The organism is Streptomyces hypolithicus, from assembly GCF_052934925.1.
Window position 1 is genome coordinate 4,803,345 of sequence record NZ_CM128811.1, and the last position, 25,306, is coordinate 4,828,650.

At 71.5% G+C, this 25,306-nt stretch carries 29 protein-coding genes; 23 read left to right on the top strand and 6 right to left on the bottom strand.

Annotation, left to right across the window (positions count from 1 at the left end):
- Nucleotides 1-25: 25 nt before the first annotated feature.
- A complete protein-coding gene (locus ACU6WZ_RS22635) occupies nt 26-199 on the bottom strand; it encodes a hypothetical protein (protein WP_447029998.1) in 174 nt (57 codons plus the stop codon).
- 274 nt (nt 200-473) lie between these two features.
- On the opposite strand from ACU6WZ_RS22635, the gene ACU6WZ_RS22640 reads away from it, so the two are divergent.
- The 4 genes from ACU6WZ_RS22640 (at nt 474) to ACU6WZ_RS22655 (ending at nt 4,605) form a co-directional block, all read left to right on the top strand.
- Nucleotides 474-1,796 (top strand): NYN domain-containing protein, encoded by a 1,323-nt coding sequence (locus ACU6WZ_RS22640; protein ID WP_447029999.1) that lies wholly within the window; start codon nt 474-476, stop codon nt 1,794-1,796.
- A gap of 116 nt (nt 1,797-1,912) precedes the next feature.
- Nucleotides 1,913-2,884 carry an ABC transporter ATP-binding protein gene (locus tag ACU6WZ_RS22645; protein WP_447034189.1) on the top strand — a complete coding sequence of 324 codons (972 nt, stop codon included), beginning with the start codon at nt 1,913-1,915 and terminating at the stop codon, nt 2,882-2,884.
- An 89-nt stretch (nt 2,885-2,973) separates the two neighbouring features.
- Nucleotides 2,974-3,747 carry an ABC transporter permease gene (locus ACU6WZ_RS22650; protein ID WP_447030000.1) on the top strand — a complete coding sequence of 258 codons (774 nt, stop codon included), beginning with the start codon at nt 2,974-2,976 and terminating at the stop codon, nt 3,745-3,747.
- Nucleotides 3,748-4,020: 273 nt separating this feature from the next.
- On the top strand, nt 4,021-4,605 hold the full coding sequence (locus ACU6WZ_RS22655; protein ID WP_447030001.1) for an ABC transporter permease: 585 nt from the start codon (nt 4,021-4,023) through the stop codon (nt 4,603-4,605).
- 527 nt (nt 4,606-5,132) lie between these two features.
- On the opposite strand, the gene ybaK is transcribed toward ACU6WZ_RS22655, so the two are convergent.
- From ybaK to ACU6WZ_RS22675, 4 genes are all read right to left on the bottom strand, one after another.
- Nucleotides 5,133-5,636: a Cys-tRNA(Pro) deacylase gene (ybaK, locus tag ACU6WZ_RS22660; RefSeq protein ID WP_447030003.1), complete on the bottom strand. Its 504-nt coding sequence runs from the start codon at nt 5,634-5,636 to the stop codon at nt 5,133-5,135.
- Nucleotides 5,637-5,653: 17 nt separating this feature from the next.
- The gene (locus ACU6WZ_RS22665) at nt 5,654-6,454 is read right to left on the bottom strand and encodes an LON peptidase substrate-binding domain-containing protein (protein ID WP_447030005.1); all 801 of its coding nucleotides are present in this window, start codon (nt 6,452-6,454) and stop codon (nt 5,654-5,656) included.
- Between the two features lie 5 nt (nt 6,455-6,459).
- Complete coding sequence (locus tag ACU6WZ_RS22670) at nt 6,460-7,515, bottom strand: hypothetical protein (protein WP_447030007.1); 1,056 nt, start codon at nt 7,513-7,515, stop codon at nt 6,460-6,462.
- Between the two features lie 141 nt (nt 7,516-7,656).
- Nucleotides 7,657-9,264 carry an oxidoreductase gene (locus ACU6WZ_RS22675; RefSeq protein WP_447030009.1) on the bottom strand — a complete coding sequence of 536 codons (1,608 nt, stop codon included), beginning with the start codon at nt 9,262-9,264 and terminating at the stop codon, nt 7,657-7,659.
- A gap of 199 nt (nt 9,265-9,463) precedes the next feature.
- Between ACU6WZ_RS22675 and hisD the strand changes: the two genes are divergently transcribed.
- Genes hisD through hisF form a run of 8 tightly spaced genes read left to right on the top strand, consistent with a single transcriptional unit; the run spans nt 9,464 to nt 15,189 of the window.
- On the top strand, nt 9,464-10,786 hold the full coding sequence (gene hisD, locus ACU6WZ_RS22680; protein ID WP_447030010.1) for a histidinol dehydrogenase: 1,323 nt from the start codon (nt 9,464-9,466) through the stop codon (nt 10,784-10,786).
- Complete coding sequence (locus tag ACU6WZ_RS22685; RefSeq protein ID WP_447030011.1) at nt 10,783-11,898, top strand: histidinol-phosphate transaminase; 1,116 nt, start codon at nt 10,783-10,785, stop codon at nt 11,896-11,898. Before hisD ends, ACU6WZ_RS22685 begins: the two co-directional genes overlap by 4 nt.
- The gene (hisB, locus tag ACU6WZ_RS22690; RefSeq protein WP_447030012.1) at nt 11,895-12,497 is read left to right on the top strand and encodes an imidazoleglycerol-phosphate dehydratase HisB; all 603 of its coding nucleotides are present in this window, start codon (nt 11,895-11,897) and stop codon (nt 12,495-12,497) included. Before ACU6WZ_RS22685 ends, hisB begins: the two co-directional genes overlap by 4 nt.
- Complete coding sequence (locus ACU6WZ_RS22695; protein ID WP_447030013.1) at nt 12,494-12,661, top strand: CG2302 family histidine operon protein; 168 nt, start codon at nt 12,494-12,496, stop codon at nt 12,659-12,661. The genes hisB and ACU6WZ_RS22695 overlap by 4 nt, the downstream gene beginning before the upstream one ends.
- Nucleotides 12,658-13,299, top strand: a complete 642-nt coding sequence (gene hisH, locus ACU6WZ_RS22700) for an imidazole glycerol phosphate synthase subunit HisH (RefSeq protein ID WP_447030014.1) — start codon at nt 12,658-12,660, stop codon at nt 13,297-13,299. The genes ACU6WZ_RS22695 and hisH overlap by 4 nt, the downstream gene beginning before the upstream one ends.
- Complete coding sequence (gene priA, locus ACU6WZ_RS22705; RefSeq protein WP_447030015.1) at nt 13,299-14,027, top strand: bifunctional 1-(5-phosphoribosyl)-5-((5-phosphoribosylamino)methylideneamino)imidazole-4-carboxamide isomerase/phosphoribosylanthranilate isomerase PriA; 729 nt, start codon at nt 13,299-13,301, stop codon at nt 14,025-14,027. The genes hisH and priA overlap by 1 nt, the downstream gene beginning before the upstream one ends.
- Complete coding sequence (locus ACU6WZ_RS22710) at nt 14,024-14,437, top strand: RidA family protein (protein WP_447030016.1); 414 nt, start codon at nt 14,024-14,026, stop codon at nt 14,435-14,437. The genes priA and ACU6WZ_RS22710 overlap by 4 nt, the downstream gene beginning before the upstream one ends.
- Nucleotides 14,434-15,189: an imidazole glycerol phosphate synthase subunit HisF gene (gene hisF, locus ACU6WZ_RS22715; RefSeq protein ID WP_447030017.1), complete on the top strand. Its 756-nt coding sequence runs from the start codon at nt 14,434-14,436 to the stop codon at nt 15,187-15,189. Before ACU6WZ_RS22710 ends, hisF begins: the two co-directional genes overlap by 4 nt.
- Nucleotides 15,190-15,637: 448 nt before the next feature.
- Here the strand turns inward: hisF and ACU6WZ_RS22720 are convergent, their stop codons facing one another.
- Nucleotides 15,638-16,276 carry a TIGR03085 family metal-binding protein gene (locus ACU6WZ_RS22720; RefSeq protein ID WP_447030018.1) on the bottom strand — a complete coding sequence of 213 codons (639 nt, stop codon included), beginning with the start codon at nt 16,274-16,276 and terminating at the stop codon, nt 15,638-15,640.
- A 127-nt stretch (nt 16,277-16,403) separates the two neighbouring features.
- On the opposite strand from ACU6WZ_RS22720, the gene hisI reads away from it, so the two are divergent.
- The 11 genes from hisI (at nt 16,404) to lgt (ending at nt 25,290) form a co-directional block, all read left to right on the top strand.
- Entirely contained in the window at nt 16,404-16,772 is a 369-nt protein-coding gene (hisI, locus tag ACU6WZ_RS22725; RefSeq protein ID WP_447030019.1) for a phosphoribosyl-AMP cyclohydrolase, read from the top strand.
- Between the two features lie 10 nt (nt 16,773-16,782).
- Nucleotides 16,783-18,261, top strand: coding sequence for an anthranilate synthase component I (locus ACU6WZ_RS22730; protein ID WP_447030020.1), 1,479 nt, complete (start codon nt 16,783-16,785; stop codon nt 18,259-18,261).
- A gap of 50 nt (nt 18,262-18,311) precedes the next feature.
- Nucleotides 18,312-18,968 (top strand): TIGR02234 family membrane protein, encoded by a 657-nt coding sequence (locus ACU6WZ_RS22735; protein ID WP_447030021.1) that lies wholly within the window; start codon nt 18,312-18,314, stop codon nt 18,966-18,968.
- A 98-nt stretch (nt 18,969-19,066) separates the two neighbouring features.
- Nucleotides 19,067-19,327, top strand: coding sequence for an HGxxPAAW family protein (locus tag ACU6WZ_RS22740; protein WP_447030022.1), 261 nt, complete (start codon nt 19,067-19,069; stop codon nt 19,325-19,327).
- A gap of 100 nt (nt 19,328-19,427) precedes the next feature.
- Nucleotides 19,428-19,904, top strand: a complete 477-nt coding sequence (locus ACU6WZ_RS22745; RefSeq protein WP_447030024.1) for a DUF2752 domain-containing protein — start codon at nt 19,428-19,430, stop codon at nt 19,902-19,904.
- 140 nt (nt 19,905-20,044) lie between these two features.
- Nucleotides 20,045-20,854: an indole-3-glycerol phosphate synthase TrpC gene (trpC, locus tag ACU6WZ_RS22750; protein WP_447030025.1), complete on the top strand. Its 810-nt coding sequence runs from the start codon at nt 20,045-20,047 to the stop codon at nt 20,852-20,854.
- Nucleotides 20,855-20,864: 10 nt separating this feature from the next.
- On the top strand, nt 20,865-21,089 hold the full coding sequence (trpM, locus tag ACU6WZ_RS22755) for a tryptophan biosynthesis modulator TrpM (RefSeq protein WP_447030026.1): 225 nt from the start codon (nt 20,865-20,867) through the stop codon (nt 21,087-21,089).
- 115 nt (nt 21,090-21,204) lie between these two features.
- Nucleotides 21,205-22,497 carry a tryptophan synthase subunit beta gene (gene trpB / locus ACU6WZ_RS22760; protein WP_447030027.1) on the top strand — a complete coding sequence of 431 codons (1,293 nt, stop codon included), beginning with the start codon at nt 21,205-21,207 and terminating at the stop codon, nt 22,495-22,497.
- Nucleotides 22,494-23,327 (top strand): tryptophan synthase subunit alpha, encoded by an 834-nt coding sequence (gene trpA / locus ACU6WZ_RS22765; RefSeq protein WP_447030028.1) that lies wholly within the window; start codon nt 22,494-22,496, stop codon nt 23,325-23,327. Before trpB ends, trpA begins: the two co-directional genes overlap by 4 nt.
- 72 nt (nt 23,328-23,399) lie before the next feature.
- Nucleotides 23,400-24,230, top strand: a complete 831-nt coding sequence (locus ACU6WZ_RS22770; RefSeq protein WP_447030030.1) for a DsbA family protein — start codon at nt 23,400-23,402, stop codon at nt 24,228-24,230.
- 79 nt (nt 24,231-24,309) lie between these two features.
- The gene (gene lgt / locus ACU6WZ_RS22775) at nt 24,310-25,290 is read left to right on the top strand and encodes a prolipoprotein diacylglyceryl transferase (RefSeq protein WP_447030031.1); all 981 of its coding nucleotides are present in this window, start codon (nt 24,310-24,312) and stop codon (nt 25,288-25,290) included.
- Nucleotides 25,291-25,306: the final 16 nt, after the last annotated feature.

Here is a 25,306-nt window from a genome sequence, read left to right on the forward strand (position 1 = left end):
GGCGCGCCCCTGCTGATCATGAGCGTCAGTTGTGGCCGAAGCGCTTCTGCCGGCCCTTGCGGGCGACGTCACCGGGCGTGACCTGCGAGATGCGCTGCTCGGCCTGAGCCTCCATCGAGGAGCTCTTGGCCTGCTGGGCACCGCGCTCGGCGGCGGACGACTTCTGCTGGTCCCGCGACTGTTTCTTGTTCTTGGCCATGGTGCTGCCTCCTGTGGGGGTTCTAGGGGCCAGAGCCGCGACCAGTCTTGCGCGTAACGACAAAGCGTGCATTTTGGATCATTACCGTGCGTAATTGGAGTCTGCGCCGGTATGGGCGCCGGCAACTTCGGCATCCGCCACGCCGATGATCGAGTTCCGGCCGTTAACCCTCACGCAGTCGGGCAGACTCGAAGCAAGCCTGAAAACATTCCGGACCCCGAAGCATCTTCGAAGCACCTTCCGATCCCGAGGTTCCCGAAAGAGGGTGGAGCGCGTGGACCGCTGCGTCGTTCTGGTGGACGCCGGCTATCTGCTCGGCGCCGCCGCGAGTCTGCTCGCCGGGGAACCGGCCCGATCCCGCATCACCGTGGATCATGCGGCCCTCATCCAGGGCCTGCGAGAACGCGCCGAGGCCGATACGCAGCAGCCACTGCTGCGTATCTACTGGTTTGACGGTGCCCCCGACCGCGTACCCCAGCCCGAGCACCGGCGGCTGCGCGTCATGCCCCGGGTGACCGTGCGGCTGGGCGCGCTGACCCGCAGCGACGGGCGGTGGGCGCAGAAGGGGGTCGACGCGGCGATGCACGCGGAGCTCACCGAGTTGGCCAGAAATCGCGCCTGCTCCGACATCGTGCTGGTGACCGGTGACGGGGACTTGCTGCCCGGGCTGATGTCCGCCAAGGAACACGGTGTAGCGGTCCACCTGTGGGCCGTGCAGGCCGCCGACGGCGACTACAACCAGTCCGAGGACCTGGTGGCCGAGGCCGACGAGCGAAGCGTCCTGGACCGGGCGTGGATCACCAAGGCCGTACGGGCGAAGGACCTCTCCGGGATCTGCGCTCCGCCGCCGGTGCCGCGGCCGGAAATCGCCGCGATCCTGTCGGCGCCCCTGCCGGAGTCGGCCCTCGCCGCTTCGGCGGAGCGGGCCGCGCAGGCCGAAGCACACGCCCAGGCAAAGGCGCAGGCGGCGGGGACGACCGGGGTGGCGCGTTCGGAGCCGGCGTCCACCTCGGATCCGGCGCACGCGGCCGGGGCGAACGGGTCCGGTGACGGTCACCCGCAGCACGCAGCGCGGGGTGTACCGACACCCAAGGACCTCGCGAGCCTGCGGGGTCCCGGAGCGCATACGACGCCGCAGGCCGCGACGCCGCATTCGGGCGGGACCGCCGGGGCGACCCTGCGCTGGTCGTCCGACAGGGGCTGGGCGGAGCGGCCCGGCGGCAGCACCCTCGGCGAGCCCGCCGAGACCGCGTCGCTGCCGACGCTGGCGCAGCTGACCAGCGCCGAGCAGCGGTGGGCGGACCGTGAAGAGGACATCACCACGGTCGGCGGCGACCCCTTCGAGGTGGGGCAGGTCTTCGCCCGGCGCTGGATGGAGCGACTGCCGGAGCCGGGCCACACCCAGCGGCTGTCGACGATGTACCCGCGGATCCCGCACCGGATCGACGGCGAGCTGCTGCGCTACGCCGCCCGGTTCGGGCTGCTGGCGCACAAGGACGACCAGATCGACGAGCACGACCGGTACGCGATCCGGGCCGGGTTCTGGCGGGAGATCGATGTGCGGGCGGCGGCGGAACAGGTGACGGCGGGGGAGTAGCGGGGCCCCTGGAGGCCGTGGCCCGTCGGCCCCGGGGGCGGGGCGGGGCCGAGAACCCCGTAGTCTCGTTCCTCGTGAGTACGGGCACAGCGCAGGCGCAAAGCGGCACGGCAGTCGTGTGTGCCGTCCGAGACCTGGTCAAGACGTATCCCGCCGCCCGGGGCCGGCGCGGGGCGCCCGCCACACCGGCCGTTCGGGCCACAGACGGGATCTCCCTCGATGTGAACCGCGGCGAGATCTTCGGGCTGCTCGGGCCCAATGGCGCAGGCAAGTCCACTCTCGTACGCCAGCTGACCGGGCTCATGCGGCCCGATGCGGGCAGCGTCGAACTGCTGGGGCACGACCTGGTGCGCCATCCCGAGCGCGCCTCGCGACTCGTCGGCTACCTGGGTCAGGAATCGACCGCGCTCGACGAACTGACCGTCTCGCTCGCCGCCGAAACGACCGGGCGGCTGCGCGGACTGACCCTGCGGGCCGCGCGGGCCGAGCGGGACGACGTACTCGAAGAACTCGGGCTGACCGGCATCTCCGGGCGGCCGCTGAAGAAGCTTTCCGGCGGGCAGCGGCGGCTCGCCTGCTTCGCCGCCGTGCTGGTGGGGGAGCGGCCCGTGCTCGTACTGGACGAACCCACCACCGGCATGGACCCCGTCGCGCGGCGCGCGGTGTGGGCCGCGGTGGACCGGCGGAGGGTGCGAAACGGCGCCACGGTACTGCTCGTCACCCACAATGTGATCGAGGCCGAGACCGTGCTGGACCGGGTCGCCGTGCTGGAGAACGGCCGGGTGATCGCGTGCGACAGCCCGGCCGGCCTCAAGGCGCGCGTGGCCGGCGAGGTGCGGCTCGACCTGATGTGGCGGGAGCGGGCGCCGCTGCACGTGCCCGAGGTCGCGGCGCTGCGGAATTCCGCGCAGGAGTCCGGGCGGCGCTGGGTGCTGAGGCTCGCGCCCGACGAGGCGCGCGCCGCGGTGGCCGCCGTGACCGGGGGCGAGGCGTTCGCCGCGCTCGACGACTTCACGCTCGCCACCCCCAGCCTCGAAGACGTTTACCTCGCACTGGGCGGAAGCACGAAGGGGCTGGTCAAGGCGTGAGTGTGGTGCCTGCACAGACCGCTGCCACGCGGATCGGGGCGTCAGAGTCGTCAGGGGCTTCAGGAGCGTCGGAGGAGACGGCCGGCTGCGTGTCCGGCGACACGTGGCCCGCGCCGCTCGCGCCGCGCGCCCGGCTGCTGCCCGCGCTCGCGGCCGTCTACCGGGCGCAGCTGTCGCGGGCGCGGGTGGCGCGCATCCCGCTGCTCTTCGTGGCGACGTTCCAGTCCGTCGGGATCATGGTCCTGATGCGGGGGGTCGTCGACGGAGGCGGTGAGGCGCGGGCCGTCGTCGCCGGGTCGAGTGTGCTGGTGGTCGCCTTCGTGGCGCTGAACCTGCTGGCGCAGTACTTCGGGCAGCTGCGGGCCGGGGGCGGGCTCGACCATTACGCCACGCTGCCGGTGCCGCCGGCCGCCGTGGTGCTGGGGACGGCCGGGGCGTACGCCTCCTTCACCGTGCCGGGGACGCTCGTCACTGCCGTCGTCGGATGCACGCTCTTCCAGCTGCCGCTGATGAACCTGTGGGTGCTCGCCGCGGTGATCCCGCTCGCGGGGGCCGCGCTCGCCGGGCTCGGGGCGGCGCTGGGGCTGCTCGCGCCGCGGCAGGAACTGGCGACGCTGTTCGGGCAGCTGGGCATGTCCGCGGCGCTGCTGCTGGGCGTGCTGCCGGCAGCACGGCTGCCTGCGCCGGTTTCGTACGCCCGGGATCTGCTGCCGTCGACGTACGGGGTCGAGGCTTTCGCGAGGACGTTCGACGCCGACCCGGACTGGGCGGCGGTGGCGCTCGACCTGACGGTGTGCGCGGGAGCCGGGGTCGTTTCGCTGGCCGTTGCCACGTGGGCGTACCGGCGGGCGGCGGTTCGCTAGCCGGACGCGGTCCGCTGCGGCGTGCGGACGCGGTCCGGTGAGGCGCGGGTCCGGGGGGCCTGGCACGATGGCAGGGTGACTGCTCCTCTGACGCCGCCTCACCATCAGCCGCCTGAGCGGCCGTCTCATCAACCCTCTTATCAGCCGCCTTATCAGCCGCCGTACGGGCCGCCGAATCGGCCGTCGTACGGCTGGTCCTGGCAGACGTCCTACGCCGGAGAGGGTTCCGCCGGGGGCGATGGCGGGGGTCCGGACGGGGGGCCGGACGGGGGGATGTCGGCGTCCACGGAGGTCGTGCGGGCTTTCGTGGTGGTGCTGGCGCTGACGGTGCTGGGGGTGGCGCTGGGGCTGCTGTGGATGTGGCTGGCGCCGCGGGTGCCGCTGATCTCCACTGACAAGGCCGTCTTCCTGGAGAACACCGAGAGCGAGGAGGCGGTGGGGGCGGACAGTACGTTCGCCCTGCTGGCCCTTGCGTTCGGTGCGGTCAGTGCGGCCGTGGTGTTCTGGCTCAACCGGCGTGGCGGCATACCCGTGGTGGTGGGGCTGGCAGTGGGAGCGCTGCTCGGCTCGCTGCTGGCGTGGGGGGTCGGCGTGTGGTTCGGGCCGACGGACGATGTGGTTGCGCGTGCGCGAGAGGTGGGGCAGGGGGTCGCCTTCGACGCGCCGCTCGAGCTCGGCGCGAAGGGGGCGCTGCTGGCCTGGCCGCTGGCGGCGATGCTGGTGCATCTGGGGCTTACTGCGTTGTTCGGGGCGCGGGATCCCGAGCCGGAGTGGGAGGCGGGCGGCTGGGGGCCGGGGCCGGGCGCGGCTCCGGGGCCGGCTCCGGGGTCCGGTTCGGGTTGGGGTACGTCCGGCTGACCCTGGCGGTGCGGGTGCGGGTGCCGGTGCGGATGGGCGTGGGTGCCGTGTGCCGCCGCGCGGGGCTGTTCCCCTGCGTGCCCCCTCCTTGCTGCGGCACGGTGCGGCTTCGCCGCGCGGGGGCTCCGCCCCGGACCCCGGTCCTCAAACGCCGGACGGGCTTGAACGGCGGCCTGACGGCATGGAATGGTCGCCGGTCGGGCTGGGATCAACCACTGGTTGACATGGAGGGGCCGCCGGACGGACTGGAATGTGGCCGGGTCGGGCCCGGAGTTGCCCCAGTCGGCCCGGAGTGGCCCCCGACTGGCTGGTGTGGCCCCGGACTGGCTGGTGTGGCCCCGGACGGGCGTGGCTGTCGGCGGTTAGGAGTGGTCCCGACGGGGCCGGAGGGGCCCGGACGGGCGTGGCCGACGACGAGCTGGAGTGGCTGCAAGGAAGTGGGCCGGCCCTTAGGACAGGCCCCGCCGGACGGGGACCGGGCCGGTTGGGGGCCGGCGTGGCTCGCAGGTGGGACGGCGGGGTCGGTCTCAGGCAGTAGGCCTGCGCGTGATGGGCGCGGTGGTGGCGTTCGTGAGGGTGGTCAGGTCGGTGGGGGAGAGTTCCACCTCCAGGCCTCGACGGCCCGCCGAGACGCATACCGTGGTGTGCGCCGAGGCCGACGCGTCCACGACCGTGCGGAGTTTCTTCCGCTGGCCCAGCGGTGAGATGCCGCCGCGCACGTAGCCCGTGGTGCGTTCCGCGGCTGCCGGGTCGGCCATCGCGGCGCGCTTCGCGCCCACCGCCGTCGCCAGCGCCTTCAGGTCGAGCGAGCCCGCCACCGGGACCACCGCCACCGTCAGAGCGCCGTCGACGTCGGCGATCAGCGTCTTGAAGACGCGGTCCGGTGTGACGCCGAGGGCCCGTGCGGCCTCCTCGCCGTAGGAACCGGACGCCGGGTCGTGCTCGTACGCGTGGAGGATGTACGTCGTCCCCGCCGCGGCCAGGGCGACGGTCGCCGGGGTGCCTGCGGACTGGCGCTGCTTCTTCGCCACGGCGGTGCGGCCTCCGGTCAGTTGGGGCTGGTGGGGGAGCGGGTCAGGTCGACCATGGGGAGCGAGGGGAGGTGCCGGATCACGGCCGCCTCGGCACGCAGCAGCTTCAGCTCCTCGCGCAGGCGGGTCGCCACGTCCGGCGCCTGGAGCAGGCGCTGCTTCGCAGGGACGTCCAGCACCGTCGCGGCCGCGACGAGGTACGAGACGACGGACGGCTCGTCCGGCAGCTCCGCTCCCGTCGACAGCGAGCGCTCCTGCGCTCCCGCCAACCGCTTCTGATAGCTGCGGAACGCGCGCAGTACGCCCTCCGCCAGCGCGCCCGCGTCGTCGCCCTGCTCCTCGGGCAGTTCCTCCACCTCTGCCGTGAGGTACGGGCCGCTCGCGTCGACCGAGAGGATCTTGACCCGGGTGGTTCCGGTGGCCAAGACCTCGAAACTGCCGTCCTCGCGCTCGCGGATCGTAGCCGCGTCCGCGATGCAGCCCACCCGGTGGAACGCCTGGATCGGGTCGGGGCCGAAGCCCGCCGCCGGTCCGCGTTCCGCCACGGCCGTCTCGTCCGGCATGCCGGGGCCGGTCGCGGCGACCTCCCGGCCGTCGCGGATGGCGACCACCGCGAAACGGCGCGGCTCGTCCTGGGGGCCGGGGGCGTCGGGTGATGCGGCGGGGTCGGTCGGGTCGGCGGAGCCGCCGGCGTCCGCGCCCTTCGACAGGTCGCGCATCAGGGCGCGGTAACGCTCCTCGAAGATGTTCAGCGGCAGCACGAGGCCCGGGAACAGAACCGAGTTCAGCGGGAAGAGAGGAAGGCGAGCGGTGGTCACAGCGGTCAAGCGTAATGGCCGTCGGGACTGACCCGGCGGGCCGTCCTGCGCGAAGGCCGCAACGGCGTGGCCGAGGCCACCTGGATCCTCGCGGTGTCCCGCAGCTCCAGGAAGTGGCCCAGCGGGTCCTCGCTCAGATACGACCACGGGAACGAGGTCACGTACGGCCCGATCAGCCGGAACTGTTCGAGGGCCTCGCCCCACCGCCCGCGGATGGCCAGGACGCACGCCAGCAGATTGCGGACCTCCGCCGTCCACGGGTCGCCCGCCCCGTACTGGGCGGACAGCGCGATCGCGAGATCGGCCGCCGCGTCGATCCGCTCGCAGGCGATCACCGCGCCGGGCCCGGCCGTGGTGGCGCCGCCGCTGAGCAGGTACGCGAAGGCCGCGCGTACGGGCAGGGCCTGTACCAGCGATCCGGGCAGGGCGTCCTCGGCTGCCTGCTCGGCGAAGTCGAAGCACTCGCGGTGTGAGCCGTACCACTGCGCGGAGAGGTACTGGAGCGCCGAGACATGGCACCCGTAGTGGTGCGAGGAGCGGGAAACCGCCCGCGCCCACAGCTCCTCGAACGCCGTGTGCGAGGCATGCGTGCCCCGCGCGTGGTCCAGAGCGACGCGCCACGGCACGGGATCGCGCGGAGCGGCGTCGGCCGCCGCCTCGATCAGCGGGCCCACATCGCGCAGCCGCTCGGCGCGGGCCGGTGACGCCCAGGCCCGGCAGACCGACAGCTCGGCCTTCACGAGCAGCGCGTCCGGGTCGCGCGGGGCGGCCGCCAGCCAGTCGACGAGCCAGCCCTGACGGTTGTTGGCGAAGGTGGCCAGGCGGGTGGTGTACCGGTCGCGGTTCTCCCATTCGGCGTACTCGCGGGTGGTCGCGAGGAGCTTCGCGGCGGGCCCGTGGTCGCCGAGGGCCGCGGCGACGAGCGCGGGGCCCAGTCGGTCGTCGGCGACGTCGAGCAGGACCTCGTCGTCGCACGGCAGACCGGCGGTCAGATCCGGGGTGTGCCGGATCATGCGCGCGGTGCTGATCAGAGCACGAAGGAATGGCATGGTGCGGACCATTGAAAACCGCAGGTGGAAGGCGCGCCAGAGGATGCCGGTGAAGCTTTCGTATCGGCTGGAAAGGTTGTGCGACCCGCGGTCAAGGGACGGTAAAGAACCAGGAGGGCGGGTACCGGGAGGTGGCGAATTCCTGATGTCGGATCAGCCGCGGCGCAGCAGCCGGGACGCCCCCGCGGCCACCGTCGTCGCGAGGATCCAGCCGAGCAGAATCAGTCCCGCGGCCGCCCACTGCCAGCCCACTCCGAGCCGCCAGTGCCCTTCCTGCCCGAGGTTGATCACCGGCAGCAGCAGGTCCAGGGCGAACAGGGACGGGTTGAAGTCCGGGTGCTCCCCCGGCTTGATCGCCTCGGGATCGAGCTGGGCGAACGCCACCGCGCCCGCGGCCCACAGCACGGTCATCCACACCGCCGCCCGGCCCGGCCGGTACCCGTACGCCACCGTCCAGTCCTGCACGAACCCCCACAGCTTCCCGGCGAGCGGCAGCGTCTCGCGCCGTCTGCGCTGCTTGGCGAGCAGCACCTCGCGGGCGTCGGCGTCCTCTCCGCTGCTGCGAAGAACGGCCGAAAGCCGCTCGTACGGCTCCGGCGCGTACTCGGGGGTCGCCGCGGTCACCCACTCCAGCCGCCAGGAGAGCGGGAACAGGCCGCGAGGCACCAGGCACTCGTAGCTGAAGCCGTTCATGGTGAGCCCGCCAGGCAGCGGCCAGCTGTCCGCCCTGTCGACCAGGTTGCCGACCTTCGCGCCAGACAGCACGACCTTCCCCTCCTCCGGCCGCTCCCCGAGAAACCGCAGCTCAGGGGTCTGCACCCGGCGCAGCGACAGTTCCTGGCCGAGCGACATGACGAACCGGGCGCCCTCGAAGTCCACGGCGTCGCCGAACCGCCCGTCGTCCAGCCGTATCCCGCCGTCGCTCTGGAACCGCTGGACGCGGGTGCCGCGCACCGGAGTGTTCCCGGTGCCGTACGGCGGGGTGGTGCCCGGGGCCGCGCCGCGCGGGCCGACGCCGGCGGGCGTCATGTACAGCGTGCGCTCCACGGTCAGCTGCGGGGCGTTCAGGGCCCGCCGCCCCTCCACGCCGTACGGCCTGCGCAGCCGGCTGCCGCGCAGGCTCAGCGAGACCCCGACCTTGGCACCGCGCAGGCTGAACTCGCCGTGCAGCTCGACCATTTCGGCCTGGAGATCCTGCGCCACGAACAGCCCGTCGGCGGCGATCGAGCGGCCCCTGCGGTCGGGGTGCACGACGATCTGGTTGATCAGCAGGTCCGTGCCGATCTGGGCGTCGGTCAGCCGGATGCCGCCCGGCACCACGCAGCGGGGCAGATGCAGGTCGCCCTCGGTGTGCAAGCGGGCCGCCTCCAGGCGCGGGATGACGCAGCCCACCATGCGCAGCGTCGCGAAATGGCACTCGGGCAGCAGCACCTCCTTCTCGAAACGGCAGCCGTTCAGCTCGACGTACGGCTCCACCCGGCCGCCCGCGAGCTTCAGCGTCCCCGTGATCTGTACGCCCCTGAGCTTCAGCGCCGCGACGCGCCCGGCCAGCGCCGGCGGCCCGCTGAGCAGCAGCAGGGCCACCACGCGGGCCCGCACGCTGCGCTCGGGCGGCCATGGCCAGGCCGACAGCGGATCGTCCAGCACCGGGTCGAGGGTGCTGAGGTCGTACGTACTGCCATTGCGGAACGCCTGCCACATGCCGAGCTCCGCGGCACTGAGCCAGTCGGGCGCTTCGACGTCCTGCTGCGGCTCGGTCAAGGCCGCCCCTTTCGCCGATTCGTACGGCCGTTCTTCCCTCTGTGTGACGGGCTGAACGCCAGTGGTGATGAATGGCTTGAGATACCAGAGAGGCGGTGCCCGGCGCCACGCCGTGGCCTGGTCGCCGGGCGGCGGGTGGAAGTATCAGCCAGTGATACGGGCGGCCGGTGGCCGGATGCGGTCTGCGAGAATTGACAGCGTGATCTCTCGAATCGATCTGCGCGGCGACGCCCTCCCCGAGGGCGGCGCCCTGCGCGACCTGCTGCCCCGTGCCGACTTCGACGTACAGGCCGCCCTGGAAAAGGTGCGGCCCATCTGCGAGGACGTGCACCATCGGGGCACGGCGGCCATGATCGAGTACGCGGAGAAATTCGACGGCGTACGGCTGGAGCGCATCCGGGTCCCCGCCGACGCGCTGAGCACCGCCCTGGAGCGGCTCGACCCCAAGGTCCGGGCCGCGCTCGAGGAGTCGATCAGGCGGGCCAGGATCGTCCACCGCGCGCAGCGCCGCAGCGAGCACACCACCGAGGTCGTGCCCGGCGGCACCGTCACCGAGCGGTGGGTCCCGGTCGGGCGGGTGGGGCTCTACGCACCCGGCGGCCTGTCCGTCTACCCGTCGTCCGTGATCATGAACGTGGTTCCCGCGCAGGAGGCGGGCGTCGAGTCGATCGCTCTCGCGTCCCCCGCGCAGAAGGAATTCGGCGGCCTCCCGCACCCCACGATCCTGGCGGCCTGCGCGCTGCTCGGCATCGACGAGGTGTACGCGGCCGGCGGCGCCACGGCCGTCGCCATGTTCGCGTACGGCACCGACGAGTGCGCGCCCGTCAACATGGTCACAGGGCCCGGCAACATCTGGGTCGCCGCGGCCAAGCGTTACTTCACCGGCCTCATCGGCATCGACACCGAGGCCGGCCCGACCGAGATCGCCGTCCTCGCCGACGAGAGCGCCGACCCGGCGCACGTCGCAGCCGACCTGATCAGCCAGGCCGAGCACGACCCACTGGCCGCCGCCGTGCTGGTCACCGACTCCGAGCAGCTCGCCGACGCCGTCGAAAAGGAACTCGGACCGCAGGTCGCGGCGGCCAAGCACAGCGACGACCGGATCATCCCGGCCCTCGGCGGCAAGCAGTCGTCCATCGTGCTGGTCGACTCCATGGAGGAGGGCCTGAGGGTCGTCGACGCGTACGGCGCCGAGCACCTGGAGATCCAGACCGTCGACGCGGCTGCCCTCGCCCGGCGGGTGCGCAACGCCGGAGCGGTCTTCGTCGGCCCGTACGCCCCGGTCTCGCTCGGCGACTACTGCGCCGGCTCCAACCACGTCCTGCCGACCGGCGGCTGCGCCTGCCACTCGTCGGGCCTGTCCGTCCAGTCCTTCCTGCGCGGCATCCACATCGTGGACTACACGCGCGACGCGCTCGCCGAGGTGACCCACCACGTGGTGACACTGGCGGAGGCGGAGGACCTGCCGGCGCACGGGGCCGCGCTCAAGGCCCGGTTCGGTTGGAAGGTGCCCACACGATGACGCGCATCGACGACCTGCCCATCCGCGACGAACTGCGCGGCAAGTCCCCTTACGGGGCCCCCCAGCTGGACGTGCCCGTACGCCTCAACACCAACGAGAACCCGTACCCGCTGCCCGAGGCGCTCGTCGAGCGCATCGCCGAACGGGTCCGCGACGCCGCCCGCGAGCTGAACCGCTACCCCGACCGGGACGCCGTCGAGCTGCGCACCGAGCTGGCCCGCTACCTCACCCGCACCGCCGGCCACGAGGTCGCCCGTGACGGTGTCTGGGCGGCCAACGGCTCCAACGAGGTCATCCAGCAACTCCTCCAGACCTTCGGCGGTCCCGGCCGCACCGCCATCGGCTTCGAGCCGTCGTACTCGATGCACGGCCTCATCTCGCGCGGCACCGGCACCGGCTGGGTCTCCGGGCCGCGCAACGAGGACTTCACCATCGACGTCCGCGCGGCCGAGCGGACCATCGCCGAGCACCGGCCGGACGTCGTCTTCATCACCTCGCCCAACAACCCCACGGGCACCGCGGTCGAGGCGGACACCGTCCTGGCGCTGTACGAAGCGGCCCAGGCGGCGAAGCCCTCCCTGGTCGTCGTCGACGAGGCGTATGGCGAGTTCAGCCACCACCCGTCCCTGCTGCCGCTGATCGAGGGCCGGCCGAACATGGTGCTCTCCCGCACCATGTCCAAGGCGTTCGGCGTCGCCGGCCTGCGCCTGGGCTACCTCGCCGCCGACCCGGCCGTCGTCGACGCCGTACAACTGGTGCGCCTGCCGTACCACCTGTCGTCCGTCACCCAGGCCACCGCGCTCGCCGCCCTCGAACACACCGATACGCTGCTCGGGTACGTGGAGCAGCTCAAGGCCGAGCGGGACCGCCTGGTCACCGAGCTGCGCGCCATCGGATTCGAGGTCACCGACTCGGACGCCAACTTCGTCCAGTTCGGCCGGTTCGACGGCGCGGCCGGCTCCCACACCGCGTGGCAGCAGATCCTTGACCAGGGCGTTCTGGTCCGGGACAACGGCGTACCCGGCTGGCTGCGGGTCACCGCCGGCACACCCGAAGAGAACGACGCGTTCCTCGATGCGGTTCGCGCACTGAAGAAGGAGCACAGCTCATGACTCGCGTCGCGCGCGTCGGCAGGATCGAGCGGACCACCAAGGAGACCTCGGTCGTCGTCGAGGTCAATCTCGACGGCACCGGCAAGGTCGACGTGTCGACAGGTGTCGGCTTCTACGACCACATGCTGGACCAGCTCGGCCGCCACGGTCTGTTCGACCTCACCGTGAAGACCGACGGCGACCTGCACATCGACTCGCACCACACGATCGAGGACACCGCCCTCGCGCTCGGCGCCGCCTTCAAGCAGGCGCTCGGCGACAAGGTCGGCATCTACCGCTTCGGCAACTGCACGGTCCCGCTGGACGAGTCGCTCGCCCAGGTCACCGTCGACCTCTCCGGGCGCCCGTACCTCGTGCACACGGAGCCGGAGAAGATGGCGCCGATGATCGGCGAGTACGACACGACGATGACCCGGCACATCCTGGAGTCCTTCGTGGCGCAGGCCCAGATCGCGCTGCACGTGCACGTCCCGTACGGGCGCAACGCGCACCACATCGTGGAGTGCCAGTTCAAGGCGCTGGCCCGGGCACTGCGGTACGCCTGCGAGCACGACCCGCGCGCGGCCGGCATCCTCCCGTCGACCAAGGGCGCACTGTGACAGGCCTCAACACCATCCTCATCGTCGTGGGGCTCTTCCTCCTCGGCGGCGTGTACTCCTTCTACAAGCAGCAGCTCCCCAAGGGCGTCATCGTGCTGCTCGGCCTCGCCGCCGTGATGTGCCTGCTCGCGGGCGTCCTGCGCATCCAAGGACTGTGGGCATGAGCGACCCGAAAAAGGTCGTCGTCTTCGACTACGGCTTCGGCAACGTCCGGTCCGCCGAGCGGGCCCTGGCGCACGTCGGCGCGGACGTGGAGATCACCCGCGACTTCGACACGGCGATGAACGCCGACGGGCTGCTCGTCCCCGGCGTCGGGGCCTTCTCCGCCTGCATGAAGGGGCTGCGGGAGGCCCGCGGCGACTGGATCGTCGGCCGCAGGCTGTCCGGCGGCCGCCCCGTCATGGGTATCTGCGTCGGGATGCAGATCCTCTTCGAGCGGGGCATCGAGCACGGCGTGGAGACCGAGGGCCTCGACGAGTGGCCCGGCACGGTCGGCCCGCTCCAGGCACCCATCGTCCCGCACATGGGCTGGAACACGGTCGAAGCCCCCGCCGACAGTGAGCTGTTCGCCGGCCTCGACGCCGACGCGCGCTACTACTTCGTGCACTCGTACGCCGTGCACGACTGGAGCCTGGAAGTCACCAATCCCAAGATCCGGGCGCCCAGGGTCACCTGGACCACGCACGGAGAGCCCTTCGTGGCGGCCGTCGAGAACGGCGCGCTGTGGGCGACCCAGTTCCACCCCGAGAAGTCCGGCGACGCCGGCGCCCAGCTGCTGACCAATTGGATCGGAACCCTCTGATGCCTCAGAAGCTTGAACTGCTCCCCGCCGTCGACGTCCGCGACGGCCAGGCCGTGCGCCTCGTCCACGGCGAGTCCGGCTCGGAGACGTCGTACGGCGACCCGCTCCAGGCCGCCCTCGCCTGGCAGCAGGCCGGCGCCGAGTGGCTGCACCTCGTCGACCTCGACGCGGCGTTCGGCACCGGCGACAACCGGGAGCGGATCGCCGAAGTCGCCCGCTCCATGGACATCAAGGTCGAGCTGTCCGGCGGCATCCGCGACGACGCCTCGCTCACCGCCGCCCTCGCCACCGGCTGCCGGCGCGTCAACCTCGGCACCGCCGCACTGGAGACCCCCGAGTGGGTCGCCAAGGTCATCGCGGAGTACGGCGACAAGATCGCGGTCGGCCTGGACGTACGCGGCACGACCCTGCGCGGCCGCGGCTGGACGCGGGACGGCGGCGACCTGTACGAGACGCTGGCCCGCCTGGACTCCGAGGGCTGCGCGCGGTATGTCGTCACCGACATCGCCAAGGACGGCACGCTCCAGGGCCCGAACCTGGACCTGCTGAAGAACGTCTGCGCCGCCACCGACAAACCCGTAGTGGCCTCCGGCGGCGTCTCCTCGCTCGACGACCTGCGCGCGATCGCCTCGCTCGTACCCGAGGGTGTGGAGGGCGCGATCGTCGGCAAGGCGCTGTACGCCAAGGCGTTCACCCTCGAAGAGGCGCTGGCGGCGGTGTCAGCATGACCGACGCTGCCTCCGGTTCCGTGCGCAAGGTCTCGACCGGCGCCCCGTGGGAGGAGCAGTTCGGCTACTCCCGCGCCGTGGAGCTGCCGAACGGCCTGGTCCTCGTCTCGGGCTGCACGTCGGTCGTCGACGGTGTCATCGACGCCGGTACGCCGTACGACCAGACGATCACCTCCTTCGGCGTCGCTTTCGCCGCGCTGGAGCAGATCGGCCTCGGCCGGCGCGACGTGGTCCGCACCCGCATGTACATCACACACGCGCGGGACGTCGACGACGTCGGCCGCGCCCACAAGGAACTCTTCGACGAGGTCCGCCCCGCCGCCTCAATGATCATCGTGTCCGGTTTCGTGGACCCGAGTTTGGTCGTCGAGGTCGAGATCGAGGCGTACCGGGGGAGTGACGGCACATGACCCTCGCGGTACGCGTGATCCCCTGCCTGGACGTGGACAACGGCCGGGTCGTCAAGGGCGTCAACTTCCAGAACCTGCGCGACGCGGGTGACCCCGTCGAGATGGCCAAGCTGTACGACGCGGAGGGCGCCGACGAGCTGACGTTCCTCGACATCACCGCGTCCTCCGGCAACCGCGAGACGACGTACGACGTGGTACGCCGCACCGCCGAGCAGGTCTTCATCCCGCTGACGGTCGGCGGCGGCGTACGCACCGCCGAGGACGTCGACAAGCTGCTGCGAGCCGGCGCGGACAAGGTCGGCGTCAACACCGCCGCCATCGCCCGGCCGGACCTGATCCGGGAGATCGCGGAGCGGTTCGGCCGCCAGGTCCTGGTGCTGTCCGTGGACGCGCGGCGCACCGCGTCGGGGTCCTTCGAGGTCACCACGCACGGTGGGCGCAAGTCCGTCGGCATGGACGCCGTCGAATGGGCGCACCGGGCGGCGGAGTTGGGGGCGGGGGAGATCCTGCTCAACTCGATGGACGCCGACGGCACGAAGGACGGCTACGACACGGAGATGATCGCGGCGGTACGGGCACACGTCACCGTGCCGGTGATCGCTTCCGGCGGCGCGGGGCGCCGGGCGCACTTTCCGCCGGCCGTCGCGGCGGGGGCGGACGCGGTGCTCGCGGCCTCCGTCTTCCACTTCGGTGACCTGCGCATCAGCGAGGTCAAGGCCACCCTCCGCGAAGCGGGCCACCCGGTCCGCTAGCTTGAGATTTAACCTCCGGATTCGAACAGCTCCGACCAGCCCTTCCTGCCGCACGAGCAGGCTCCGCGGCACAGTCGGAAATCTAAGCAGTCGGGACAAACGGTGCGCATGCTGGTTCCGTGAAGCCGACTTGCAGTCGTGTTCGAGCGGCGAGGTCAAATCTCAAGCTAGGGGGTGTCTGACAATTCCCCGTGGGTCAAGGAGCGGCGTCCGGTGCGTGCGATCGCAAGGCGCCGGACAGTCCTCGTAGCGGAGCTACTAGGGCTGTCCGGCAACGCTGCGAGCGTGCGTCGCGACGCCGCGACGCCGCGGGGAATTGTCAGACACCCCCTAGCGGGGCGCGAGGGCGGCTGCGGCGGGCTGGTCGCCGGACGGGGCGAAAGCTGCGTCCGCTTCCAGCCCCTCCGGCGAGTGGCGAACAGGCGCCCGCCGCACGCGTCGCAGCCCGCTACATCGCGATGCCCAGCTGCGCCTCGCCCAGCCGCGTCACCGCGTCCTTGTCGCCGTCGACCTCGACCCGCGCCGAATCCTGCCGTCCGAAGGCGAACAGCAATAGCTCACCCGGCTCCCCGGTGACCGTCACCACCGGCGTCCCCCGGTGCGCCACCGCCGTCTGGCCGTCCGGTCGGCGCAGCACCATGCCGACCGGCGACTTGCGGCCGAGGACGCGGGACATCCGCTCCAGGCGCGACCACAGCACGTTCGCGAACACCGCGTCGAGCTCGCGCGGCGTCCAGTCGGGCTGCGCGCGCCGGACGTCCTCGGTGTGGAGGTAGAACTCCACCGTGTTGGCGGCCTCGTCCAGCTGCTTGAGGGCGTACGGCGACATCCGGGGCGGGCCGGTACGGATGAGCTGGATGAGTTCCTCGTACGGCTTGGCGGCGAACTCCGCCTGCACCCGTTCGAGGCGGCTCTTCAAAGCCGCCAGCACTATCCCGCCGGCGGCGTCCGCCCGACGCTCGCGCACCACCACGTGGGCGGCGAGATCGCGGGTCTTCCATCCGTCGCACAGCGTCAGGGCGTCGGGTCCGGCCGCCTCCAGCAGGTCGGCGAGGAGCAGGCGTTCGCGCTTGGCATGGGTCGACATGCCCGCCAGCGTACGGCCGTTGGCCCGCCGGGGCCACGGCGCCGCGCACCGTCGTCGTCCGATGAACACCGCCCAGTGACCGGACGGCGTCGCTGCGGGCACCCGCCGACGCGGCACAATGACGTACATGACCAGCACGCCCCGCCCCAGCCGCCTCGATCCCGCAGTCGCCGCCCGCCTCAAGCGCGGCGCCGACGGCCTGGTCCCGGCCATCGCCCAGCAGTACGACACCGGTGAGGTGCTCATGCTCGGCTGGATGGACGACGAGGCACTTCACCGGACCCTCACCACCGGCCGCTGCACGTACTGGTCGCGCAGCCGCCAGGAGTACTGGGTCAAGGGCGACACCTCCGGGCACGTCCAGCACGTGAAATCCGTCGCGCTGGACTGCGACGGCGACACCGTGCTGGTCGGCGTCGACCAGACCGGCGCCGCCTGCCACACCGGCGACCGCACCTGCTTCGACGCCGACGTCCTCCTCCCGCTCGCGAAGTAAGGCACCGGCCATGGACATCGAGACCTTCCGCAAGCTGGCCGTCGACCGGCGTGTCATTCCCGTCAGCCGCAAGCTGCTCGCGGACGGCGACACGCCGGTCGGCCTGTACCGCAAACTCGCCGCCGAACGCCCCGGCACCTTCCTCCTGGAGTCCGCCGAGAACGGCCGCTCCTGGTCCCGGTACTCCTTCGTCGGCGTACGCAGCGCCGCCACCCTCACCGCCCAGGACGGCCGGGCGCACTGGCTCGGGACGCCCCCGGTCGGCGTACCGCTCGGCGGCGACCCGCTCGATGCGCTGCGCGCCACCATCGAGGCGCTGCACACCCCCCGCGACCTCGCCGTCGGCCTGCCGCCGTTCACCGGCGGGATGGTCGGCTACCTCGGGTACGACGTCGTACGCCGCCTGGAGAAGATCGGCGAGAGCGGCCGGGACGATCTCGGGCTGCCGGAGCTGACGATGATGCTCACCTCGGATCTCGCCGTGCTCGACCACTGGGACGGTTCTGTCCTGCTGATCGCCAACGCGATCAACCACAACGCCCTCGACTCCGGCGTCGACGAGGCATACACCGACGCCGTCGCCCGGCTCGATGCGATGGAGGCCGACCTCAGCAGGGCCGTGCCGACCGCGCCCGCCGCCCTGCCGCCGTCCGAACTGCCGCCGTACACCGCGCTGTGGGGCGGCGAGGCCTACCAGCGGGCCGTCGACGACATCAAGGAGCGCATCCGGGCGGGCGAGGCCTTCCAGGTCGTCCCCTCCCAGCGCTTCGAGACGCCGTGCACGGCCAGTGCGCTGGACGTCTACCGGGTGCTGCGGGCCACCAACCCGTCGCCGTACATGTACCTCTTCCGGTTCGACGGCTTCGACGTCGTCGGCTCCAGCCCCGAAGCCCTGGTCAAGGTGGAGGACGGACGAGCCATGATCCATCCGATCGCCGGGACCCGGCACAGGGGCGCGACCCCGCAGGAGGACCAGGCGCTCGGCGACGAGCTGCTCGCCGACCCCAAGGAGCGCGCAGAGCACCTGATGCTCGTCGACCTCGGCCGCAACGACCTGGGCCGGGTCTGCGAGCCCGGCAGCGTCCAAGTCGTCGACTTCATGTCCGTCGAGCGGTACTCGCACGTCATGCACATCGTGTCGACGGTGACGGGCCGCGTCGCGCCGGGACGCACCGCGTTCGACGTACTCACCGCCTGCTTCCCCGCCGGGACCCTCTCCGGCGCCCCGAAGCCGCGCGCCATGCAGATCATCGAGGAGTTGGAACCGTCCCGCCGCGGCCTGTACGGCGGCTGTGTCGGATATCTCGATTTCGCCGGCGACTCCGACACCGCCATCGCCATCCGCACCGCCCTGCTCCGCGACGGCACAGCACACGTGCAGGCCGGCGCCGGTGTGGTGGCCGACTCGGACCCCGTCGCCGAGGACACCGAGTGCCGCAACAAGGCGGCCGCGGTACTGCGCGCCGTACACACGGCGAACCGCCTCTGAACGCGAACCGGGCGTAACGGCGCACCAGGCCGTAAGGGATAGTGGAGTCCGTGAGTGCCGCATCCCCCACACCTGTTCCGCTTCCGCGCCGCGACCCCGCCGCCGCACCGGCCGCCGCCACGGGCCGGCGCAGTCTCGCCGTCGCCCTGCTGCTCGGTGCCCTCGGCGCCGCCGTCGTGCTCCTCGGCTCCGGCCGGACCTGGGCCGAGGGGGCGACCGCCGTCGGAGGCGGCAGCGTCCCCCTCGACGTCCAGGGCCAGGACGTCACCGGTGCGCCCGCCGCGCTGGCCATCGTCGGCCTCGCCGCTCTGGTCGCCGTCCTCGCCGTCCGCCGGGCGGGCCGGCTGCTGGTCTCCGCGCTGCTCGCGCTGAGCGGCGCGGCCGCGGCCGCCACCGCCTTCGCGGGGGCCTCCGGGCGCGCCGCGCTGGACGAGAAGGCCGCCGGGATGACCGGCGACACCAGTGCGACGGCCGCCGCACTGACCCACACCGCATGGCCGTACGTCACCGCGGCCGGCGGCCTGCTGATCCTGCTCGCCGGACTGCTCGCCCTGCGGTACGGACGGAGCTGGCCCGCGATGTCCGGCCGCTACGAGCGCGACGGCACCCCGCGGGCTCGCAAGGCGCCCGCCGCGCCCGCCCCGGACCGGCCCGAGGAGCTGTGGAAGGCGCTCGACCGCGGCGAGGACCCCACGCGCGACGCATGACCCCGCGCTCAGTGCCCCCGCACCCGTACGGGACAATGGGCACTGATCACACGCACCCACCGACTCACCACAGAGCAACAGCAACGAGGAGCGAACTCATGGCGGGCAGCAGCCACGGACACACCCCGGCCGCCTGGACCGGTGTCACCATCATCTTCATCGGTTTCTGCATTTCGGCCGCCTTCATGGTGCTGGCCAACCCGCTCGGCTTCTGGGCCGGCATGGTCGTGACGGTGCTCGGTGGTGTCGTCGGCAAGGTCATGAGTGTCGCCGGTCTGGGCGGGCCGAAGGAGTCCGAGGGCGCGCTGCGGGCACGTATCGAGGCCGGGCAGGCCGGACAGCAGGTCGGGGCCAGCTGACGGTCCGAATGCCCCCGCCCGGACACGCGCCGGGCGTCCAGCGAAGGCGCAGCCCGCCATGGGGCTGCGCCTTTCGTCATGAGCGTGGACAATCAAGCGGATGGACGCCATGCCCAAGCCCGCCCCCGCCTCCCCGCCGCCCGGGCCCGCCCCCGGCGCCGCCGTCGGGCGGCGGCCTGGACCGCTCGCGCGCCGGCTCGGCGCGCCGGCTCTCACCCTCGCGGGTGTGGTCGCGGCCTTCGCCTTCGTCGGCGCGGTGGACCCGAACGAACCCGGCCACTACCCCGTCTGCCCGCTGCTCCAGGTCACCGGGCTGTACTGCCCCGGCTGCGGCGGACTGCGCAGCGCGCACGCCGTCGCCACGGGCGACCTGGCCGGCGCGTTCGGCGCCAACGCCCTCGCCGTCGTCGGGTACGGGATCTTCGCCGTGCTGTGGACGCTGTGGGCCGTCCGGGCGAGCAGGGGCATCCCGGCGCGAATCACCTTGCGGCCCGGGTACTGGTGGGGCATCGGCGCCGTGGTCGCGGTCTTCAGCGTCGTCCGGAATCTGCCGTTCGGCTCCGCGCTGGCCCCGTAGTCGTCACACGACCGGCCCTCACGAAGTCCCAGGTAGTGGGACTGTCGGCGGCTCGATGCGAGACCTGGGCCGTCCTGCGGATATCATCGTTGTGGCTGATCCTGGTCCACCATCACCGTCCCGGAAGGGGGGCCGCTTTCGTGAGTGTGCTCGACGAGATCATCGAAGGCGTGCTCGCCGACCTTGCGGAGCGGCAGGCAAGCGTCAGTCTCGACGAGCTCAAGGACCGCGCGGCCAAGGCACCCCACGCCAAGGACGGCGTCGCAGCTCTGAGCGGTGACGGTGTCCAGGTCATCTGCGAGGTCAAGCGCTCAAGCCCGTCCAAGGGCGCCCTCGCCGCGATCGCCGACCCCGCGGGTCTGGCCGCCGACTACGAGGCGGGCGGCGCGGCCGTCATCTCCGTACTCACCGAGCAGCGGCGCTTCGGCGGTTCGCTGGCCGACCTGGAGGCCGTACGCGCCAAGGTCGACATTCCGGTGCTGCGCAAGGACTTCATCGTCACCGCCTACCAGCTGTGGGAGGCGCGGGCCTACGGCGCCGACCTGGCTCTGCTGATCGTCGCGGCCCTGGAGCAGGAGGCCTTGGTCTCCCTCATCGAGCGGGCCGAGTCCATCGGCCTGACCCCGCTGGTCGAGGCGCACGACGAGGACGAGGTCGAGCGCGCCGTAGAGGCCGGAGCGAAGATCATCGGCATCAACGCACGCGACCTGAAGACGCTCAAGGTCGACCGCGGCACGTTCGAGCGGGTCGCCCCCGAGGTCCCCGCCGGCATCGTCACCATCGCTGAGTCCGGGGTGCGCGGCCCGCACGACCTGATCGCGTACGCCAACGCGGGCGCCGACGCGGTGCTCGTCGGCGAGTCCCTGGTCACCGGCCGGGACCCCAAAGCGGCCGTCGCCGACCTGGTCGCCGCGGGCGCCCACCCCGCCCTGCGCCACGGCCGGAGCTGACACCCCGCCCATGACCGCTTCGCGCCGTCCCGCCACCCGTCCCCGGACCGGCTTCCGCCGCCCCGGGGCGCAGGGACGCGACCCGCACGCGCCACTGGCGCGCGGGTGCCGCCCGCGCGGGTGCCGGGCCCCGGCGCGACGTGTGCGGGGACGCCGGGTGCGGTACCACATCGGTTCCGAGCCCGGCCAGATCAACGGCATGCGATGGCGCACCGAAGGCGTGCCGCACCGCTGAGCTGTGCCCGGATGCCACGGAGGCGTACCGGGGCAAGGTCACGCGCGGCGCATACGGTGAAGTCCACCCGTTGGTTTTCATGGGGCGCGAGAGCCCCTTCTGAGGAGTACGTCGGATGTCTTCTGACTTCTTCGTTCCGGACCCCGAGGGTCTGATCCCGAGCGCCGAGGGCTATTTCGGTGCGTATGGTGGCAAGTTCATCCCGGAGGCGTTGGTCGCGGCGGTGGATGAGGTTGCCGTGGAGTACGACAAGGCCAAGTCGGATCCGGTGTTCGCGGCCGAGCTGAACGATCTGATGGTGCATTACACGGGTCGGCCGAGTGCGCTGACCGAGGTGGCGCGGTTTGCTGAACACGCGGGTGGGGCGCGGGTTTTCCTCAAGCGTGAGGATCTCAATCACACCGGATCGCACAAGATCAATAATGTGCTGGGTCAGGCGTTGCTGACCCGGCGGATGGGCAAGTCCCGGGTGATCGCGGAGACCGGTGCCGGGCAGCATGGGGTGGCGACCGCGACGGCGTGTGCGCTTTTCGGTCTTGAGTGCACCATTTACATGGGGGAGATCGACACTGAGCGGCAGGCGCTGAACGTGGCGCGGATGCGGATGCTGGGTGCCGAGGTCGTCGCGGTGAAGTCCGGTTCGCGCACGTTGAAGGACGCCATCAATGAGGCGTTTCGTGACTGGGTCGCCAATGTGGACCGTACGCATTATCTCTTCGGTACGGTCGCGGGTCCGCATCCGTTTCCTGCCATGGTCCGTGACTTCCATCGGGTCATCGGGGTGGAGGCGCGGCGCCAGATTCTGGAGCGGGCGGGCCGGTTGCCTGATGCGGCGGTGGCGTGTGTGGGGGGCGGGTCGAATGCGATCGGTCTTTTCCATGCGTTCTTGGCGGATGAGGGTGTTCGGCTGGTGGGTTGTGAGCCGGCCGGTCACGGTATTGGCAGCGGTGAGCATGCGGCGACGCTGTCGGCGGGGGAGCCGGGGATTTTGCACGGGTCGCGGTCGTATGTTCTGCAGGACGAGGAGGGTCAGATCACGGAGCCCTATTCGATCTCGGCGGGTCTGGACTATCCGGGGATCGGTCCGGAGCACGCGTATTTGAAGGACATTGGGCGTGGTGAGTACCGGGCGGTGACCGATGATGCGGCGATGCGGGCGTTGCTGTTGCTGTCGCGTACGGAGGGGATCATTCCGGCGATCGAGAGCGCGCATGCGCTGGCCGGGGCGCTGGAGCTGGGCCGGGAGCTGGGCAGGGACGGTCTGATCCTGGTCAACCTGTCCGGACGCGGCGACAAGGACATGGACACCGCCGCCCGCTACTTCGGGCTCTACGACACCCAGGCCGCCGTCGAGGCCGACGCTTCCGCCGTCGACGGCGCGGCCGAGATCCAGAGGGACACCAAGTGAGCGGCAACATTCAGCTGTTGAGCGACACCCTCTCCAAGGCCAGGTCCGAGGACCGGGCCGCGCTCGTCGCCTATCTCCCGGCGGGATTCCCGTCCGTGGACGGGGCCATCGAGGCGGTCAAGGCGGTGGTCGCGGGCGGGGCGGACGTGGTCGAGGTCGGTCTGCCGCACAGTGATCCGGTGCTGGACGGTCCGGTCATCCAGACCGCCGATGACATCGCGTTGCGTGGCGGTGTGAAGATCGCTGACGTGATGCGGACGGTGCGTGAGGCGTATGAGGCGACCGGGGCGCCGATTTTGGTGATGACGTACTGGAACCCGGTCGACCGGTACGGTGTCGAGCGCTTCACCGCGGAGCTGGCGGCGGCCGGTGGCGCGGGGTGCATCCTGCCCGACCTGCCGGTCCAGGAGTCGGCGCTGTGGCGCGAGCACGCTGACAAGCACGGCCTGGCGACCGTCTTCGTGGTGGCCCCCAGCAGCAAGGACGAGCGCCTGGCCACCATCACGGCGGCCGGTTCCGGTTTCGTCTACGCGGCTTCGCTGATGGGTGTCACCGGTACCCGTGCCTCGGTGGGCGAGCAGGCGCAGGAGCTGGTGCGCAGGACGCGGGCCACGACGGCGATGCCGGTGTGCGTGGGGCTCGGGGTCTCCAACGCCGTCCAGGCCAGGGAGGTCGCCGGCTTCGCCGACGGGGTGATCGTCGGCTCGGCCTTCGTGAAGCTCCTGCTGGACGCACCGGACCCGGCGGCCGGGCTGGCCGCCGTGCGGGCCCTCGCGGGGGAGCTGGCGGAAGGGATCCGGGGCGTCCGCAGGAGCACCGCGAACAACTGATCGGTTTGACCCGTACGGGTGGACATGGACCGGGGAGGCACGCAGGTGCCTCCCCGGTTCGTTGCTGCGAGTGTGAGTGACAAGAACCGTGAGGGAAAAAGGACCGCCCGCGAGCGCCTCATCGAGGAGCGCGAGGCGCAGAAGACGCGCGACAAGCGCAGGCGGACGCTGATCGTAGCGGCCGCCGTGGTGGGTGTGCTGGGCCTGGCCGCCGTCGTGGGTATCGTCGCGGCGAACTCCGGCTCGGACTCCGGCTCGGACGGCGACAGCGCGAGCCCCGTGGTGCCGCCGAAGGGCACGAACGCCAAGGGCGACCCGATGATTCCCGTCGGAGCCAAGGACGCGCCCTCGACGCTCACCATCTGGGAGGACTTCCGCTGCCCGGCCTGCGCCCAGTTCGAGAACGGCTTCCGGGACACGATCCACGAGCTGGAGGCGGCCGGCCAGATCAAGACGGAGTACCACCTGGCCACGCTCATCGACGGGAACATGAGCGGCTCGGGGTCGCTGCGGGCGGCCAACGCGGCGGCCTGCGCGCAGGACGTGGGGAAGTTCACGCCGTACCACGACGTGCTGTTCCAGAACCAGCCGCCCGAACCCGACGACGCCTTCCGCAAGAACAGCTACCTGATCGAGCTGGCGGAGAAGGTCGACGGGCTGGTGACGGAGCCCTTCAAGCAGTGTGTGAACGACGGCACCCACAACAGCTGGGTTCAGAAGTCCAACGAGGCATTCCAGAAGGGCGACTTCAGCGGCACGCCAACGGTGCAGCTCAACGGGGAATCCGTCTTCCCGCAGAAGGGCAGCGAGCAGATCTCGCCGGAGAACCTGAAGAAGTGGGTCGCTGAGGCGAACAAGGGCAAGGACCCCGGGACGGTGACGGCTCCGCCCGCGGCGCCGTAGCCGATACCGGGCCCGTTACGCAGACGTTGCCGGGTGGGTTGCCGTACGTCCCACCCGGCAAGGTAGCGTCGACCCTGCCATGGACCTCGCTTATATTCCCAGCCCGTCGACCGGTGTGATCGAGCTCGGACCGATCCCGCTCCGCGGCTACGCGTTCTGCATCATCATTGGCGTCTTCGTAGCCGTCTGGTACGGCAACAAGCGCTGGGTCGCCCGGGGAGGCAAAGCCGGCACGGTGGCCGACATCGCCGTCTGGGCGGTGCCGTTCGGCCTCGTCGGAGGCCGCCTCTACCACGTCGTCACCGACTACCAGCTCTACTTCACCGACGGCCGGAACTGGGTCGACGCGTTCAAGATCTGGGAGGGCGGCCTCGGCATCTGGGGCGCGGTGGCGCTCGGTGCCGTCGGCGCCTGGATCGGTTGCCGCCGGCGTGGCATCCCGCTCCCGGCCTGGGCCGATGCCATGGCCCCCGGACTCGCCTTCGCCCAGGCCATCGGGCGCTGGGGCAACTGGTTCAACCAGGAGCTGTACGGCCGCGAAACCGATCTGCCGTGGGCGCTGAAGATCTCCGAGGGCACGAACCGGGAAGCCGGCTTTTACCACCCGACCTTCCTGTACGAATCGCTGTGGTGCATCGGGGCCGCGCTGATCGTGATCTGGGCCGACCGCCGCTTCAAGCTCGGTCACGGCCGGGTCTTCGCCCTGTACGTGGCCCTGTACTGCTCCGGCCGTGGCTGGATCGAGTACATGCGGGTCGACGAGGCGAATCAGGTCCTGGGGCTGCGGCTCAATGTGTGGACCTCGATCGTCGTGTTCGTTCTCGCGGTCGCGTACTTCGTGATCTCGGCGAAGTCGCGGCCGGGGCGCGAGGAGATCGTCGAGCCGGGGGCGGTGTCTTTGGCCAAGGGTGACGAGGTTTCTGCGGACGCGGCCGACGCCGACGCCGACGCCGAAACCCACAGTGACGCCGACGCCGACGCCGACGCCGACGCCGAAGCCGAAGCCGGGTCGGATGCGGGAGCCGCCGACGTCACGGACCAGCGTCCGGCGGATCGCTAGCACTGACCGGGCCTCC

Excerpts from the sequence above, each read along its gene's own strand:
- trpM (WP_447030026.1), top strand. The coding sequence starts at position 20,865 with ATGACCGCTTCGCGCCGTCCCGCCACCCGTCCCCGGACCGGCTTCCGC.
- hisB (WP_447030012.1), top strand. The coding sequence starts at position 11,895 with ATGACTCGCGTCGCGCGCGTCGGCAGGATCGAGCGGACCACCAAGGAG.
- trpB (WP_447030027.1), top strand. The coding sequence starts at position 21,205 with ATGTCTTCTGACTTCTTCGTTCCGGACCCCGAGGGTCTGATCCCGAGC.
- ACU6WZ_RS22655 (WP_447030001.1), top strand. The coding sequence starts at position 4,021 with ATGTCGGCGTCCACGGAGGTCGTGCGGGCTTTCGTGGTGGTGCTGGCG.
- ACU6WZ_RS22745 (WP_447030024.1), top strand. The coding sequence starts at position 19,428 with ATGGACGCCATGCCCAAGCCCGCCCCCGCCTCCCCGCCGCCCGGGCCC.
- ACU6WZ_RS22670 (WP_447030007.1), bottom strand. The coding sequence starts at position 7,515 with ATGGTCCGCACCATGCCATTCCTTCGTGCTCTGATCAGCACCGCGCGC.
- ACU6WZ_RS22710 (WP_447030016.1), top strand. The coding sequence starts at position 14,024 with ATGACCGACGCTGCCTCCGGTTCCGTGCGCAAGGTCTCGACCGGCGCC.
- ACU6WZ_RS22730 (WP_447030020.1), top strand. The coding sequence starts at position 16,783 with ATGGACATCGAGACCTTCCGCAAGCTGGCCGTCGACCGGCGTGTCATT.
- ACU6WZ_RS22685 (WP_447030011.1), top strand. The coding sequence starts at position 10,783 with ATGACGCGCATCGACGACCTGCCCATCCGCGACGAACTGCGCGGCAAG.
- priA (WP_447030015.1), top strand. The coding sequence starts at position 13,299 with ATGCCTCAGAAGCTTGAACTGCTCCCCGCCGTCGACGTCCGCGACGGC.
- hisF (WP_447030017.1), top strand. The coding sequence starts at position 14,434 with ATGACCCTCGCGGTACGCGTGATCCCCTGCCTGGACGTGGACAACGGC.
- ACU6WZ_RS22720 (WP_447030018.1), bottom strand. The coding sequence starts at position 16,276 with ATGTCGACCCATGCCAAGCGCGAACGCCTGCTCCTCGCCGACCTGCTG.
- ACU6WZ_RS22635 (WP_447029998.1), bottom strand. The coding sequence starts at position 199 with ATGGCCAAGAACAAGAAACAGTCGCGGGACCAGCAGAAGTCGTCCGCC.
- hisH (WP_447030014.1), top strand. The coding sequence starts at position 12,658 with ATGAGCGACCCGAAAAAGGTCGTCGTCTTCGACTACGGCTTCGGCAAC.
- lgt (WP_447030031.1), top strand. The coding sequence starts at position 24,310 with ATGGACCTCGCTTATATTCCCAGCCCGTCGACCGGTGTGATCGAGCTC.
- hisI (WP_447030019.1), top strand. The coding sequence starts at position 16,404 with ATGACCAGCACGCCCCGCCCCAGCCGCCTCGATCCCGCAGTCGCCGCC.
- ACU6WZ_RS22740 (WP_447030022.1), top strand. The coding sequence starts at position 19,067 with ATGGCGGGCAGCAGCCACGGACACACCCCGGCCGCCTGGACCGGTGTC.